Raw genomic sequence first — 14,466 nt, forward strand, 5'->3', positions numbered from 1 at the left:
TATACATAAAGAAAAACGCCGTTTTATGCAACATTTACATTTATCCAAACGACTTTTGTGCATTTCGTGCATTTTTGCTTTTTCTTTAGTTTTTACTTTCCATACCGTGCATAAAATGTTACAATACAATCAGGAGGTGTAGATATGAAATGCACGATTAAGCAATTGGCCGAAGAATTGGAACTGTCAAGGAACACGGTATCAAAGGCCTTGAAGAACAGCAGCGAGGTATCTTCCAAGACAAAGCAGACTGTCTTGAGCAAAGCCCGGGAACTGGGCTATAAGAATATAGATGAATCACTTCTGAATTCTGAAGCTGAGGATAACGAAGAATCTCCAGCCATCGTCAACAATGGCTCCATTCTCTTTCTCACCCGGACCTACGCGCCGGATTCAGAATTCTGGACCACCGTGCTGGCAGGCATCGAGTCTATTTTATCCGCCGCACACTACCATCTGATTATCGGGATTATGTCGGAGAGCGACTTGAAGCATCTGGAATTTCCCGCTTCTTTACAGAATCCTTCCGTGAAGGGAGTGATCATTGTGGATATCTGTGACGAACTGGTTTGCGACGCGCTGCTTCAGTATCATCTGCCGATCGTCACGGTTGACATGCCAAAAAATGACACGGATGCCTTGAGGCATATCGATGTGATCACGATGGAAAATAAATCCAACATTCACCGTATGGTGACTCAATTAATCGAAAAGGGCGCGGAACGTTTCAGTTTTGTCGGGGACATCTATTCAAGCAATGTAGGCCGGGGATTCCAGGAACGTTACGAAGCGCTCCTGGAATGCCTGGATGAGAAGCATCTGGAACTGGATGCCAAATGCTGCCTGCTCCATGATACGGCCGAGGACTTCCGGGATTTCCAATTCGTGGTGAAGAAGCTGCAGGTTATGCCATCCCTGCCGGACGTCTTTATTTGCGGAAACGACTGGATGGCAATCCAGCTGATGTATGCGCTTCAGTTCCTTGGCTATCAGATTCCCAAGGACGTAAGCGTGGTGGGCTTCGATGACATCCCCGCTTCCGAGCGTATCACGCCCGCGCTGACTACCATCCATACGCCAAAGAAATACTTAGGGATCGCGGCCGCAAGACAGATGCTGGAACGCATCCAGTATCCGGATTCCCCCCGCGTCTATTCGGAATACGCTACGGAATTGATCATCCGCGACTCCACAAGGTAGTCCCGCAGAAAGGAGCGTTGATTTGGAACATCACAATCTTATGGACAGCCGCTTCTTTTCCTTTTTTACCAGGCTGGCTGACCTGATCCTGTTAAACTTTATATTTCTCCTGACCTGCCTGCCCATCGTCACCATCGGGGCTTCTTTTGCAGCGCTTTACCAGGTTGGCGCCGCCATGGCGGATGGCCGGGAATCCTATATCGTCCGCAGCTATCTTGCAGAGTGGAAGAAAAACTTTAAGCAGGGAACCATGGTATGGGCGCTCTGCGCGGCCCTGCTTCTCTTGTGCCGTGTAAACCTCTCTATACTGCCCTCCATGCCGCCGGGCTTTGTAAAGATTTTTCTGGCCTGCTTCCAGTTCTGCACCTTGTTCTTTCTGTATGGAATTGCTTTGTATTCCTTTTCCATGCCTCCTATCTATAAGGCTTCATTAGGAAGCATGCTTAAGAACGCGCTGGTGCTGCTGTTTAAATATCTGCCCTGCACGCTTCTGTGCCTGTGCATCCAGGCCTTGCCATTTGCCGTGTCCCTGCTGGCTCCCAGGTGGGCCGGTCTGGTTCTTTCTATTCAAATGGCCGCAGGCTTTTCTACGATCGCCTATATCCAGTCCCTGATCCTGCTCCATGTATATAAAAAGCAGGCATAATTTTCTATCGTAATGCAAAAAGGACGAGGCACATTGCCCCGTCCTTTTTCTAAAGACTTTCTTTATGCTGCTTTTTCTTTTCTCTGGCTTATGAGAGTCTTGACTCCGTCAATTGCCAGGATGACAGCCAGCACGATCAGAAGTGCTGACAGGATGGTACGTACGTAGCACCAGCCAACTCCTGCCGCTCCTGCCGCAATTCCCGCAATATTAGACTTCAGAGTAAATATGAGTGATGTAATTGTTACCACCAGCATGAATGCCATTGGGAACAGGAACATCTTGTTGTTCTTCCCTGCCTTTCCAAGCCAGGTTGCAACCGCCAGAAGTCCAAGCGCCGCAAGCAGCTGGTTGGCCGCGCCGAATAATGGCCAGATGTTGGCATATCCGGTAAGTCCAAGGCCGATTCCAAGGATGACGGTGATAATCGTAGCAACATAAGGATTGGTCAGGACCTTCTTATAACCGGTAACATCCTTGATGTCCTCTCCTGGATTCAGCCAGAATTCCTGGAACATATAACGAGCAAGACGCGTCGCGGTATCCAGGGATGTCAGGCAGAATACGGATACGGTCAATACAAGCAAGGTATAGGCAACCTTTTCCGTCGCCGCAAGGCCAGGGATGGTGCTGAGCATCTTGGAAATGCCTGTCGCGAATACAACGGTAGGTGTTACCGTCTCGCCGGATGCATAGTTTGCCCAGATGTATCCTACTGCGCACAGGGAGATGATTGCCAGCGCGCACTCGATCAACATTCCGCCGTAAGCGATCGGCTGCGCGTCCTTCTCGCTGTTGAGCTGTTTTGCCGTCGTACCGGAACCAACCAATGAATGGAATCCTGAGATAGCCCCGCACGCGATCGTTACGAACAATGCCGGGAACATATATCCAAGGGATGTTCCTGTAGGCATCAAAGTATCTTTAAACCCTGTGAACGCCGGAATATCCATAGTGGCTCCACCTGAGATGCCGCAGCCAACGATTCCGACAACCGCTACGATCATCATGAAGTAAAGCAAGAATGAACTTAAGTAGTCACGCGGCTGTAGCAGGATCCATACCGGAGCTACGGACGCAACTAGAATATAGATGCCCACGATGATCATCCATGCCGTGTTGCTCAGATACAGCGGATGCCAGTTCAGGCCGATCACCATGCACACTACGATGGCAGCCACGCCGATGATCGTTGATACGCCAAGTCCGGCGTTGCGGCGGTATACCAGGAATCCGAACGCAACAGCGATCACGATAAACAGAATGGAAATCATAGCGGTCGTTGCATTGGCCGCGCTTGCTGCCATGTCTACCGCTCCGCTCTCCGTATAAGTTGCCATGAATGTATTTGCCACGATAGAGGCGAACGCTGCCACTACCAGGATTAATGTAAGGTAAGAGAAGATCAGGAACAACTTCTTTGCCTTGCCTCCCATTGCATCGGCAATAACCTCGCCGATAGACTGTCCTTTATGGCGGATAGAAGCAAACAGCGCTCCAAAATCATGTACCGCACCGAAGAAAATTCCTCCGATCAGTACCCATAAGAGCACTGGCACCCATCCGAATACAGCAGCCTGGATAGGTCCGTTGATCGGGCCGGCTCCTGCGATAGATGAGAAATGATGTCCCATCAGCACCGGAGCTTTTGCGGGAACATAATCCACGCCGTCCTCTTCCGTGTGTGAAGGAGTTTCTCTTGATGGATCAATTCCCCACTGTTTTGCAAGCCATTTGCCGTATGTAAGATATGCAACGGCCAGGATCGCAATACCAATAACTAGTACTAGAATACCATTCATACTTAATTCCTCCTCATTCCTTCGTTTTGTATGGTATGCTAAAAAGGTCAGATAATTCCGGCCTTTGTATAGCCTTTCACAAGGTCTTTTGCCGCCCGGTTGCCGAATACTTTATGATTCTCAAGATCAAAGACAAGAAGTCTTGCCTCGCTGTATCCCCGGATGGCAAACCGATAGTTCTTCACATATCCGAAACTTTTCACTATCTTCTTTACTTGATCCGACACCCCATGGCCGGCGATGAACACGCCTGTCATATAAGTGTACATATGGTCTTTTTCCGGACATTTCTTCTCGCCCCGCACCAGCGTTGGCTCTATGTATGTCACGATCTGCCGGCGGAATCTCTCGATATCCTGAACCGTCAGTTCCTCAAGCACGCGGAAAAACACATGCTCGAAACAATTCGCCCGCCAAAGTTCAGCCTTCTTAATGAGGACATACTTGGCGCTGGTTACATTGAAGCTGGCATGTGCGTCATAGATGTCCCCGTCGACATCATAGGCTCGGTCTATATCGTAGCTGGACTGATACGAATCAAGCAGTTTTTCTAATAGATTTACGCCTGTCATATTTAATTTTCTCCTTAGTATCACTTTACTGCGATAAACTATTTATTAAAATCCTATAAAATAATAGCACTTTTCTCAAAAAAATGCAACACTTTTAGAGCGCACTCTTTAATTTGTTTGAGCATCAAATAAAGTTTTACAATACAAAAAGAGCGGCCGATGATAGCATCAGCCGCTCTTCTTAAAATTATGGATTCACTTTATATTTACAGTCTCCTGTCGTCAGCACGTCAACCACGTTCTGCGCCGCCATCAGGCTCATCTTGCTGCTGGCCTCTTTCGTTGCCGCTCCTGCGTGGGGCGTAAGAATACAGTTGGGGAGCGTCATAAGCGGGCTGTCATAAGGCGGCTCATCTACCGTCGCGTCCAGTCCCGCGCCCCGGATGCTGCCGGACTTCAGCGCTTCGTACAGCGCCTCTTCATTGATGATTCCGCCGCGGGCCGTGTTGACGATCACCGCGTCATTCTTCATCATGTCAAATTCCCTGGCGCCAATCATATCTTTTGTCTCCGGCGTCAGCGGAGAATGGATGGTGATGAAATCGGATTCCTTAAGCAGGGTAGAAAGATCCACGTACTTGGCATTGCATTCTTTCTTAAATGCCTCGTTCTCGTAGATATCATAACAGAGAATCTTCATATCGAATCCCCTGCACCTTCTGGCTACCCCCTGGCCAATCCTTCCGGTTCCGATCACGCCCAAGGTTTTCTGCCACATCTCGACTCCCTGGGGGCGCGCCTGGGCCCTGCCCTTCATAGCCGCATCCATAGCCGCCACATTGCGGGCCGCGTCCAGCATCAAAGTTACCGCCAGGTCTGCCACAGAGTCTCCGTTGGCTCCCGGGGTTATCGTAACCAGGATCCCTTTCCTGTTCGCAGCCTCTACATCTACCTTGTCATATCCTACCCCGTAACGGGAGATGACCTTCAGTCTTTCGGCCGAGTCGATCAATTCCCCGGAATACGCATCCAGCCCTGCGATCACCGCATCTGCCGCCATGATTTCCTTTTTTATCTGTTCGTCAAATGCGGCATCTCCTGCCGCAAGCCTTACGACATCGCATCCATGCTCCTCTAAAAGCCTCAACGCCTGATCGTCCGCCTTTCCAAACGACCTGGCTGTTACAATTACTTTATACTTGCCCATGTTCTTCCTCCGCTATTACTTGCCTATTGTCTGCCATTCTGTATGGAAGTGCCCTTCCTGATCCTTCCGCATATACGTGTGGGCGCCGAAACAGTCCCGCAGCGCCTGGACGAATCTGACCGGCATATCCTTCCTACGGTAATAATCATAATAATGAAGCGCGGCCGCAAACCCTGTCGGCGCCATTCCCGCGGCTTCCGCCTTCACCACTACATCGCGAAGCGATGGCTCCAGCTTCCGCAGGCTTTTAAATGCCTCAGATAAGATCAGAGGCGCGGCCGTTTCCTTTGCCGCCTCTTTGATATCTCCCAGCAGGCTGCTTCGTATGATGCACCCTGCCTTCCAAAGATCCGCGAGGGCGGCCAGATCGATCTCCCAGCCATTGTCATCGGATGCCTTGCGGATCAATTCCATCCCCTGGCTATATGACAGCGCTATGGCGAGAAGAAGCGCGTCTCCTAACGTCTCTTCTGCCTGATCAAGTTCCATCTTACTGGCTGACGCATTCAGGATAGCCGCGCCGGCAAGGCGCTCTTCCTTCTTTGCCGAAAAACTGCGCGCAAGGACAGACTCATAGATGCCCGGCGTATATACGCCTCTTTCTATGGCCTCGCAAAGCGTCCACTTCCCGGTGCCTTTCTGTTCCGCTACATCCAGAATCCTGTCAATCAGCGGCACGCCGTCCTCCTCGTATTGTTCCATCACCTGAACGCTGATGTCGATCAGGTAAGAATCCAGCCGCGTCCGCTGCCAGGCTTTGAATACTGCAAGGACCGCCTCATGGGTCATGGAAAGTCCGCTTCGCATAAGCATGTAGGCCTCCGCAATCAGTTCCAGGATGGCATACTCGATTCCGTTATGCACCATCTTCACATAATGGCCGCTTCCCCCCCCCTGGCCGACATAGGCGCAGCAAGGCTTTCCATCTGCCGTTGCCGCGATTGCCCTCAGAATCTTCTCGCCTGCACGGTAGCCTTCATAACTTCCGCCGGGCATAATGCTGGGGCCGTACAATGCTCCAAGCCTTCCGCCTGATATGCCGCATCCCACATAGCGAATTCCTTTCTCTTCCAAGGCGTGGCACCGTCTGTCGGTGTCCTTATAATAGGAATTGCCTCCATCAAAGATCACATCCCCTGGCTCAAGCGACGGAACCAGCGAAGAGAGCACGGCATCCACCGGACTTCCGGCGGTGATCATCAGAAAAATCTTTCTTGGCCGGGCAAGGGACTGGATCAGTTCCGCCTCCGTGTCGCATACCTTGCACGTTTCCTCATATCCATCCGTCTCGAACCTCTTGCGTTCTTCTTCGGACACGCTGTATACCGCGGTTCTAACCCCATGGTCCAGCATATTCCTCGCTATGCCTGCCCCCATGACGCCCAGCCCATATACGCCTATCTCATACTGCATCATCTTTTTCTCCTTATCTGACCAGGTATCCGCCATCTACAGGGATAATGGCGCCATTCAGGTAATCGGATGCCTCAGAAGCCAGGAATACGCAGGGGCCTTTCATATCATCCCCGGTTCCCCATTTTTTTGCGGGAATCCGCTCCGTGATAGACTGGTATCTTGGGTTGGCAGGATCCATCAGCGCCGTATTCATCTCGGTCGCCATATAGCCTGGTGCCAGGGCATTGACGTTGATCCCTTTTTCCGCCCACTCGTTGCAGAATGCTTTGGTCAGCTGAGCCACAGCGCCCTTGGAAGCCGCATAGGCAGGTACTGTATAGCCGCCGAAGAAGGACAGCATGGACGCGATATTGATGATCTTTCCCTTGCTGTTCTGTGCCATGAACTGCTTAGCTGCCAACTGGCACATGTAGAATACCGCATTCAGGTTCACGTTCATTACAAAGTCCCAGTCCTCCTTGGGGAATTCCTCGCTCTTATGCCTGCGCTGCACGCCCGCTCCGTTTACCAGGATATCCAGGCGGCCGCCCAGCATTTCTACAGCCTGGCTGAATTTTACCTTCCGGTCCTCTTCCTCTGTGAGATTGGCAATTACCGCATGGCAGTCATAGCCCTGGGCGCATTTCTCCTTTGCAACTTCTTCTGCCTTTGGATTGACGTCGATGATGCAGACCTTAGCTCCTGCCTCCATCAGCCCTTCTGCCATGCCAAGGCTTAAGCCCTGGGCCGCTCCTGTAACGATTGCATTCTTGCCTGTCAGATCTGTATAATTCTTCATAATTCTTCTTCCTCTTTTCTGCTTATTTTACAAGTTTTACTGCCTCTTCGGTTAATTCCCTGATCTTATCAAATTCCCCGGCATTGATGTAGGCGTCTTTTACCATCCAGCTGCCTCCGCATGCCACAATCTTGTCAAATCCAAGATACTCCTGAATATTGCCCGCATTGATCCCTCCGGTAGGCATGAAGCGCATGGACGGGAATGGCGCCGCAAGCGCTTTGATCGTGTCAAGGCCTCCATACTGCTTCGCCGGGAAGAACTTCACCACCGGAAGCTGGTATTCCATAGCCATCATGACTTCCGTCGGGGTGCAGGTACCGGGAAATACCGCAAGGCCTTTCTCCAGGGCATATTCGACTACCGCCCTGCTCATTCCGGGAGAGACTATGAACTGGGCTCCCGCTTCCACCGCGCGCGCAGCCTGGTCAAGATTCGTAACCGTTCCTGCCCCGACAAGCATCTCCGGGAATTCCTTTCTCATAATCCGGATGGATTCCTCTGCGGCATCCGTCCTGAACGTAACTTCCGCTACCGGAAGCCCTCCGGCACACAGCGCCTCAGCCAGCGGCCTGGCATCCTCTGCCCGATCCAGCTTCACAACAGGTACGATCTTTAATTCCTCTACTTTTTTCATTACATCCATGTTCATTCTCTCCTTCTTACTCTGTTACTCTATAAGTTACATAAACGCATTCGGTATCAGCATTGATATCGCCGGTATAAACGTGATCAGCATCAGGCAGATCAGCATGACTACCATGAATCTCATAATGCCGCTGGTAACCGTCTCAAGCGGCTCCCGCCCGACTCTGGCCGCCACGAACAGGTTGATTCCAAGAGGCGGCGTGATGAATCCGATCGCAAGGTTTACGACCATGATGACTCCGAAATGGATCGGGTTCATTCCGATGCTAAGCGCAATCGGAAGCAGGATCGGAGACAGTACCATCATCGCCGGCGTGGTATCCATGAAGCAGCCCACAATCAGAAGCAGCAGATTGATCAACAGCAGGATCAGCACATAGTTGGTGGTCAGCCCGCTGATTCCCTTTGTGATCATGTCCGGAATCCGCTGGATGGTCAAAATCTTCGTAAATGCCGTTGCACATCCGATAATGACCATGGTCGTTCCGGTGGTAGAGCAGGATGCGGCGATCAGATCAAAAATATTCTTAATATTCAGTTCCCTATGGATGAATGTACCGCATATAAACGCGTATACCGCCGCAACTGCCGCCGCTTCCGTAGGCGTGAAGATTCCTGCATAGATTCCTCCCAGGATGATGACCGGATTGATCAGCGCCCACTTGGCATCCCAGATGGCTGCCAGTTTCTCCTTGGCCGTGTAGCGACGGTCATCCCCCTTCCAGCCTTGCTTCTTGCAGTAGAAGTAGCAGCAGATGATCAGGCCGATTCCAATCAGGATGCCCGGCAGGAATCCTGCCATAAACATGCCGCTGATGGACGTGCTGGTAGACACGCCGTAGATGACCATCGGAATGCTGGGCGGTATTACGACGCCTATGCTTCCCGCCGTTGCAATCAGCGCCAGCGTGAAACTCTTACTGTATCCTTTTTCAAGCATGGTCGGCACTACCATGGAGCCTACCGCTGCTACGGTTGCCGGCCCGGAACCGGACACCGCCGCAAAGAACATGCATACAATGACGGTTACAATGGCAAGGCCGCCCGTGATCCTTCCAAAGAACACATTGCAGACATTCAATATTCTCTTAGATACCCCTCCGGCGCTCATCAGCTCGCCTGCCAGGATAAACAGCGGAATTGCCATCAGCGGAAATGAATCCGCGCTCGTCACCAGCTGCTGCACAATATAAGTGGAACTTAATCTCCCATCTGCCAGCACCGCTGCCAGGGAAGATACTCCGATGGCAATTCCCACAGGGACATTTACCACCAGCGCAATAATCAACACGATAAAAAGTACTGCACATACCATCCTTACTCACCATCCTTTCCTAATTGCCCGACCCTGTAGAATATGGTCTGTATCTGCCTGATCGCCGCCAGGAAGAATCCTGCCACCGGCGCCGCGTTCACAAACTGAAGCGGCAGTCCAAGCGCGGGCGACGTCTTTCCAAGCTGCGCCTGGAACACGGTCAGTTCCCATCCGGTGATCACGATATACACGGCAAATGCCAGCACGCACAGATCCCCGAATAGCACTACATATGGCCGTATCTTTTCCGGAAACAGTTTTAAGGCGGCATCAATTTTGATGTGCTTCATAATCTTGCATCCATAGCTGATCCCAAGATAGATCAGCCAGATAAAACAGTATCTTGCAAATTCTTCCGACCAGGTCAGAGAATTATGGAAAACATAACGCATTACAACCTGCACGAATATTACAACCGTCATGACTGACATCAATGCCACGCACAGAGAAATCTCCAGGTATTCATCCAGCCAGTGAATTAATTTTTTCATTCTGCGTTCCCCCTATATTCTTCTAATTCTGTCTGCATCTCATCAAAGTACTCTGGATGAGTCATCTTGCCTTTCGCGAAATCAAATATCTCATTTTCTTCTACGATCTTCTGGAAAGCCTGCTTCTCCTCATCCGACAGCGTGATGATCTCGCAGCCGTATTCTTCCATATCCTTTAGCGCTTTCTCCTCGTCTTCCTGGGAGAGTTTGATCTGATACTCGGTGGCTTCTTTCATCGCTTTATCCACCGCCTCTTTCTGCTGGTCTGTCAGGGAATCATATTTCCTTGGGTTCATGACCACGCAGTACGGAGTATATACATGCTGCGTCAGGGAGATATATTTCTGTACTTCGTAGAACCGGTTGCTCTGGATAATACCGATCGGGTTCTCTTCTCCGTCTACGGTTCCCTGCTGCATTGCTGTAAACAATTCAGAGAAGGCCATGGGCGTCGGATTGGCTCCGATCGCGGACCATGCCTTCAGATGGATGTCATTTTCCATGGTGCGGATCTTCTGCCCTTTTACGTCTTCTGGCTTGCTTACGGGAATCTTGTCATTGGTATAATTGCGGAATCCATTCTCCCACATTGCCATTCCGCGCAGTCCTACGTCTTCCACGCCTTCCATGATCTTCTCTCCTGCCTCTCCTCCAAAGCCGATATCGTAGACTTCGTCGGAATTCAGGAACAGGTATGGCGTGTCAAACAGGTAATAATCCTTATACATTGTAGAAAGCGAGCTGGTCGATGACACTGCGATATCAATGTCGCCCACCTGTACTCCTTCCACCGAGGTCTTATCATCCCCCAGCTGGTTATCCTGGAATACATCCACGGTTACCGTTCCGTCGGAATATTCCTCTACCAATTCTTTAAACTTCAGTCCCGCCTCTTTCGCGGAAGAGGATGTAACATTGGACAGGATAAGATTGACCTTTTCTTCCTGCTTGAATTTTCCTCCAACCGCAGTGAACGTTGCGCCCAATACTATTGCAGCCACAACCGCCGCCGAGGCGATGATTTTTTTCTTCTCCATTTTCTTCCTCCTATTCTTGCTCCATGCTTCTATACATCTGCAAATACCTCTCAAACTGCTTCCTATACCGTTCATTCCTTGCCATATCCGGCCTCACGGTAGTCTTTACGCTCGGCTCATAGTCGGAAATATCCTTAAGATCCCCTATGATTTCCCGTGCCAGTATGACCGCGCCCATCAGGGAGCTTTGCTTGGATTGATCTATCTCCATCTCTTTTCCAAAGATATCGGCGCACATCTGCGTCCATACCCTGGAATGGAGAATCCCCCCTGATAGTTTTATCTTCTCAGGCTCCCCTGCCACTTCCGTAAGAAGCCTGTAGCAATGATAGAGATTAAATAAGATTCCCTGCTGTACGCCCCTGTACATATCCTTAATGTCATGGCCGGCCTTAAGTCCGGCAAATCCGCCGCCTCTTTTGTCATTCCATCCGGGACATCGCTCCCCAAAGAGGAACGGAAGGAATATGGGCGTATCCAGAATCTCGTCTTCCCCTTGCTCCAGCTGGCTATAGTCCGTCTTGCCAGCTGCCACGTGTTCCACAAACCAGTCAATACAGTTGCAGCACCCTGCCGTTGCGGCCCCGCTAAGCCAGCCCTTAGGCGACAGGTAGCACCAGGTGGATGGCGATTTGGGAATCATCGGCTTGGCGGTACTGATCCGCATGGCTCCGCTGGTTCCCACGGAGAAGGTCATCACATTCTCCTTGATCGCGCCAACGCCGATCTGGTTTAAGCCTCCGTCAGAATTGGCCACAATCACCGGAATCCCCGGGCGTAGCCCCAGAATCCTTGCTCCTTCTTCGGATAATGGCTGCGTATGATTGCTTTCTGTAAGCCGGGACAGCTGGCTTCTGGCGATTCCCGCCATCTTAAGAATCTCATCATCGTATTCCCTGGTATGTATATTCATAAGCCCTGTCCCGGATATCATGCATCGAGAGGCCACCCGCTCCCCGGTCAGCCGGTAGGTGTTATAGGTTCCCTGCCCCATGATATAGTAGTCTTTCAGATCATATCCTTGCTCCCTGAGAAAAAGAAGCTTGAAAAATGGATAGGTGGCATTCACCATGCAGCCTGTCTTCTGGTAATAGTCTTCCACAAAACTGGCATCTTCCCTAAGCCGGCCGCAAAGCGGGGCCGCACCGGTATAGGACCAGGGATAGACCGGTGTCGCCGGCCGCATCCTACGGTCGCAGAGCAGGACGCTGTGCCATGTTCCGCTTAAGGAAATAATGGAAATCTCCCGGCCCCCGGCCAGCTCTCTTCCAATCTTCGCCATGCAGTCAAACACCTTGTCTGCGTCGTGAAGCACTTCCTCATCATACATTTTCCCATATGCTTTTATCTTCTCTTCATACGTTCTGCTCTTTGTATCGTAGAGCATGGCTTTCGCCGATGTCGTACTTGCCTCCAGGGCTAATATCCGCATAACTTTGTCTTCCTTCCGTCTTTCTATCTGTCCTTCTATTTGTCCTGGCAGTCCACGATCACCTTGATCGTGCCGCACGATTCATCCGCGATCATGTCGAATACCTTCTCGCTGTCTTTTAGCGGTACCACATGGGTCACTACCTGCTCCAGCTGTTCTTCCAGGAGCCTGGATAACTCCACCGCCTCCTTGAATTCTTCTCTGGTGTAGACCCTGGTTCCAACAATATGCTGCTCCTTGAAATTCACGTCCCGAAGCATGACCTCATGAGGCGCTTTATGTACCGATACGATGCAGATATTGCCGCTTACCCTTGTAATATCCGTCATCTGCATGGCAGCTGCGGCCGCGCCGCTGCATTCGAAGAGGGTATCGCATCCTTCCCCGTCCGTGGCATCTTTTACGACTTGTTCCAGGTCTTCCTTGGCTGCGTTCACCGGAATCAGGCCGAACGCCCTTGCCTGATCCAGTCTTTTTGCAGCCACATCCGAGATAAATACCTTGGAAGCGCCTGCAAACTTCAGCACGATTCCTGTCAGCATGCCGATGGGACCCGCTCCGATCACGACGCAGGTGTCCATCGCCTTAAAGCCGGATTGGTGGATCGCTCTTACGATCACCGCCAAAGGCTCGATGACTGCCGCCGCCTTATCGCTGACCCCATCCGGAACCTTGTACAGCACGTCCTCATCCACATAGATCCGTTCGCATACGCCGCCGTCCTTATCAATGCCGATCAGTCCCAGGGTATTGCATACATGCTCGTTCCCTGTCCTGCAGGCTCTGCATTGTCCGCAGGATAGCAGCGGAAACGGTACTACCCGGTCGCCTTTCTTGAACTTCTGTCCGTCTTCTGCCACAATCCCCAGAAATTCATGCCCGAAAACCAGCGGCGCCTTGGCTCTGGGATGCGTCCCAAGATAGATTCCAATATCAGATCCGCATATTCCACAGTACTTTATATCCAGTTTTACCGCGCCTTCCTTCTTCTTTGGCTCTTTTACATCCTCCAGCACGGCCTTTTTGGCTCCTTCATACACTAATGCTTTCATAATTTCCTCCATGAACTTTAGATTTTTTTCTTTCTAAAAAAGATTTTTTCTGTATCTAATTATATATTTTATTGTCAATCGCGTCAATCAGCCAATTCTCCTATAATTAGACAAGTAAATTTGTGCAATATTACAACAGCCCATCAGACAGCAGCAAAAAAACCGGCGGAAAACGCAATTTGCTTCTTGCGTCTTCCGCCGGTTCTGTACTTCGTTATTACAGCATCTTATCAATCTTAATGATCATGCTGATCGCCTTTACCGCATTATTAATATGCTCTTTCAGGCATTCCCTGAGCCGCTCTTCATCCTCGTCAAAGATTGCCTGGATAATCTTCCTGTGTTCTTCCACTCCTGCAAAATCTTTCTCCTTAGATTGTTTCCGGAAAATATAATTGCTGTATATGAAAGGATTCACGCTATGGTATAATTCTACCAGTTTCCTGTTCCCCGAGCATTTCAGATACAATTCATGGAATTTGGCGTCATGGATATAATTTTCCATATATTTTTCTACCGTATTCTCATTCTCATACTTCTTCATGATCTCATAATGCTCATTCACATTATTCTCAAGCGCTTCCCTGAGCGTATTGTTCGTATGTACGGCCTCGATGATCTCCTTGGTATAATAAAGATCCATCATCAGCCTCAGGCTGAATATTTCCTTAGCCTCTTCCTCGTCTATCGACTTTATCTTCATTCCATGGCGGGGGAAATTCTCCACGATCTGCTCGGACAGAAGCCGGTTTAAGGCTATCTTTACCGGCGTCTCGCTGGTCCCATACCTGGCCGCCAGTTCTTTTACATTGATCTTCTGTCCTGGCCTTAACTCATGGGCAATAATATCCCTGCGTATATTTCTGCATATGGTATCAACCATGGTTTCTTTCGTCTCTTGCTCTTTCGACTTCTTTTCGTTCATAACAC

The 14,466-nt window shown here is 50.4% G+C and carries 14 protein-coding genes; 2 read left to right on the plus strand and 12 right to left on the minus strand.

Annotation, left to right across the window (positions count from 1 at the left end; translation table 11 throughout):
- Window positions 1-144: 144 nt before the first annotated feature.
- Together K0036_RS17060 and K0036_RS17065 are read left to right on the plus strand one after the other, a co-directional pair.
- Window positions 145-1,200 (plus strand): LacI family DNA-binding transcriptional regulator, encoded by a 1,056-nt coding sequence (locus tag K0036_RS17060; protein WP_220430249.1) that lies wholly within the window; start codon window positions 145-147, stop codon window positions 1,198-1,200.
- A 22-nt stretch (window positions 1,201-1,222) separates the two neighbouring features.
- On the plus strand, window positions 1,223-1,846 hold the full coding sequence (locus K0036_RS17065; protein WP_220430250.1) for a YesL family protein: 624 nt from the start codon (window positions 1,223-1,225) through the stop codon (window positions 1,844-1,846).
- A 62-nt stretch (window positions 1,847-1,908) separates the two neighbouring features.
- On the opposite strand, the gene K0036_RS17070 is transcribed toward K0036_RS17065, so the two are convergent.
- From K0036_RS17070 to K0036_RS17125, 12 genes are all read right to left on the minus strand, one after another.
- Entirely contained in the window at window positions 1,909-3,648 is a 1,740-nt protein-coding gene (locus tag K0036_RS17070; protein WP_220430251.1) for a carbon starvation protein A, read from the minus strand.
- Between the two features lie 47 nt (window positions 3,649-3,695).
- Complete coding sequence (locus K0036_RS17075; RefSeq protein ID WP_220430252.1) at window positions 3,696-4,220, minus strand: hypothetical protein; 525 nt, start codon at window positions 4,218-4,220, stop codon at window positions 3,696-3,698.
- A gap of 187 nt (window positions 4,221-4,407) precedes the next feature.
- Window positions 4,408-5,367, minus strand: a complete 960-nt coding sequence (locus K0036_RS17080; protein WP_220430253.1) for a phosphoglycerate dehydrogenase — start codon at window positions 5,365-5,367, stop codon at window positions 4,408-4,410.
- A gap of 15 nt (window positions 5,368-5,382) precedes the next feature.
- On the minus strand, window positions 5,383-6,783 hold the full coding sequence (gene gndA / locus K0036_RS17085; protein WP_259283341.1) for an NADP-dependent phosphogluconate dehydrogenase: 1,401 nt from the start codon (window positions 6,781-6,783) through the stop codon (window positions 5,383-5,385).
- Between the two features lie 10 nt (window positions 6,784-6,793).
- Window positions 6,794-7,561: an SDR family oxidoreductase gene (locus K0036_RS17090; protein ID WP_025641804.1), complete on the minus strand. Its 768-nt coding sequence runs from the start codon at window positions 7,559-7,561 to the stop codon at window positions 6,794-6,796.
- A gap of 22 nt (window positions 7,562-7,583) precedes the next feature.
- Window positions 7,584-8,207: a bifunctional 4-hydroxy-2-oxoglutarate aldolase/2-dehydro-3-deoxy-phosphogluconate aldolase gene (locus tag K0036_RS17095; protein WP_259283342.1), complete on the minus strand. Its 624-nt coding sequence runs from the start codon at window positions 8,205-8,207 to the stop codon at window positions 7,584-7,586.
- A gap of 36 nt (window positions 8,208-8,243) precedes the next feature.
- The gene (locus K0036_RS17100; RefSeq protein ID WP_220430255.1) at window positions 8,244-9,524 is read right to left on the minus strand and encodes a TRAP transporter large permease; all 1,281 of its coding nucleotides are present in this window, start codon (window positions 9,522-9,524) and stop codon (window positions 8,244-8,246) included.
- A gap of 2 nt (window positions 9,525-9,526) precedes the next feature.
- A complete protein-coding gene (locus K0036_RS17105; protein ID WP_173694139.1) occupies window positions 9,527-10,015 on the minus strand; it encodes a TRAP transporter small permease in 489 nt (162 codons plus the stop codon).
- Window positions 10,012-11,052: a DctP family TRAP transporter solute-binding subunit gene (locus K0036_RS17110; protein WP_025641800.1), complete on the minus strand. Its 1,041-nt coding sequence runs from the start codon at window positions 11,050-11,052 to the stop codon at window positions 10,012-10,014. Before K0036_RS17110 ends, K0036_RS17105 begins: the two co-directional genes overlap by 4 nt.
- Before the next feature lie 10 nt (window positions 11,053-11,062).
- Window positions 11,063-12,484, minus strand: a complete 1,422-nt coding sequence (locus K0036_RS17115) for a gluconokinase (protein WP_220430256.1) — start codon at window positions 12,482-12,484, stop codon at window positions 11,063-11,065.
- Window positions 12,485-12,519: 35 nt separating this feature from the next.
- The gene (locus K0036_RS17120) at window positions 12,520-13,536 is read right to left on the minus strand and encodes a zinc-dependent alcohol dehydrogenase (RefSeq protein WP_220430257.1); all 1,017 of its coding nucleotides are present in this window, start codon (window positions 13,534-13,536) and stop codon (window positions 12,520-12,522) included.
- Between the two features lie 217 nt (window positions 13,537-13,753).
- Window positions 13,754-14,461: a GntR family transcriptional regulator gene (locus K0036_RS17125; RefSeq protein ID WP_259283343.1), complete on the minus strand. Its 708-nt coding sequence runs from the start codon at window positions 14,459-14,461 to the stop codon at window positions 13,754-13,756.
- Window positions 14,462-14,466: the final 5 nt, after the last annotated feature.

Origin of the sequence: [Clostridium] scindens, from assembly GCF_019597925.1 — a bacterium.
Lineage (GTDB): Bacteria > Bacillota > Clostridia > Lachnospirales > Lachnospiraceae > Clostridium_AP.

What these genes read in the sequence shown, in the direction of transcription:
- K0036_RS17070 (WP_220430251.1), bottom strand. Translation starts at nt 3,648, where the DNA reads ATGAATGGTATTCTAGTACTAGTTATTGGTATTGCGATCCTGGCCGTT.
- K0036_RS17095 (WP_259283342.1), bottom strand. Translation starts at nt 8,207, where the DNA reads ATGGATGTAATGAAAAAAGTAGAGGAATTAAAGATCGTACCTGTTGTG.
- gndA (WP_259283341.1), bottom strand. Translation starts at nt 6,783, where the DNA reads ATGATGCAGTATGAGATAGGCGTATATGGGCTGGGCGTCATGGGGGCA.
- K0036_RS17105 (WP_173694139.1), bottom strand. Translation starts at nt 10,015, where the DNA reads ATGAAAAAATTAATTCACTGGCTGGATGAATACCTGGAGATTTCTCTG.
- K0036_RS17090 (WP_025641804.1), bottom strand. Translation starts at nt 7,561, where the DNA reads ATGAAGAATTATACAGATCTGACAGGCAAGAATGCAATCGTTACAGGA.
- K0036_RS17110 (WP_025641800.1), bottom strand. Translation starts at nt 11,052, where the DNA reads ATGGAGAAGAAAAAAATCATCGCCTCGGCGGCGGTTGTGGCTGCAATA.
- K0036_RS17115 (WP_220430256.1), bottom strand. Translation starts at nt 12,484, where the DNA reads ATGCGGATATTAGCCCTGGAGGCAAGTACGACATCGGCGAAAGCCATG.
- K0036_RS17060 (WP_220430249.1), top strand. Translation starts at nt 145, where the DNA reads ATGAAATGCACGATTAAGCAATTGGCCGAAGAATTGGAACTGTCAAGG.
- K0036_RS17120 (WP_220430257.1), bottom strand. Translation starts at nt 13,536, where the DNA reads ATGAAAGCATTAGTGTATGAAGGAGCCAAAAAGGCCGTGCTGGAGGAT.
- K0036_RS17125 (WP_259283343.1), bottom strand. Translation starts at nt 14,461, where the DNA reads ATGAACGAAAAGAAGTCGAAAGAGCAAGAGACGAAAGAAACCATGGTT.
- K0036_RS17080 (WP_220430253.1), bottom strand. Translation starts at nt 5,367, where the DNA reads ATGGGCAAGTATAAAGTAATTGTAACAGCCAGGTCGTTTGGAAAGGCG.
- K0036_RS17100 (WP_220430255.1), bottom strand. Translation starts at nt 9,524, where the DNA reads ATGGTATGTGCAGTACTTTTTATCGTGTTGATTATTGCGCTGGTGGTA.
- K0036_RS17075 (WP_220430252.1), bottom strand. Translation starts at nt 4,220, where the DNA reads ATGACAGGCGTAAATCTATTAGAAAAACTGCTTGATTCGTATCAGTCC.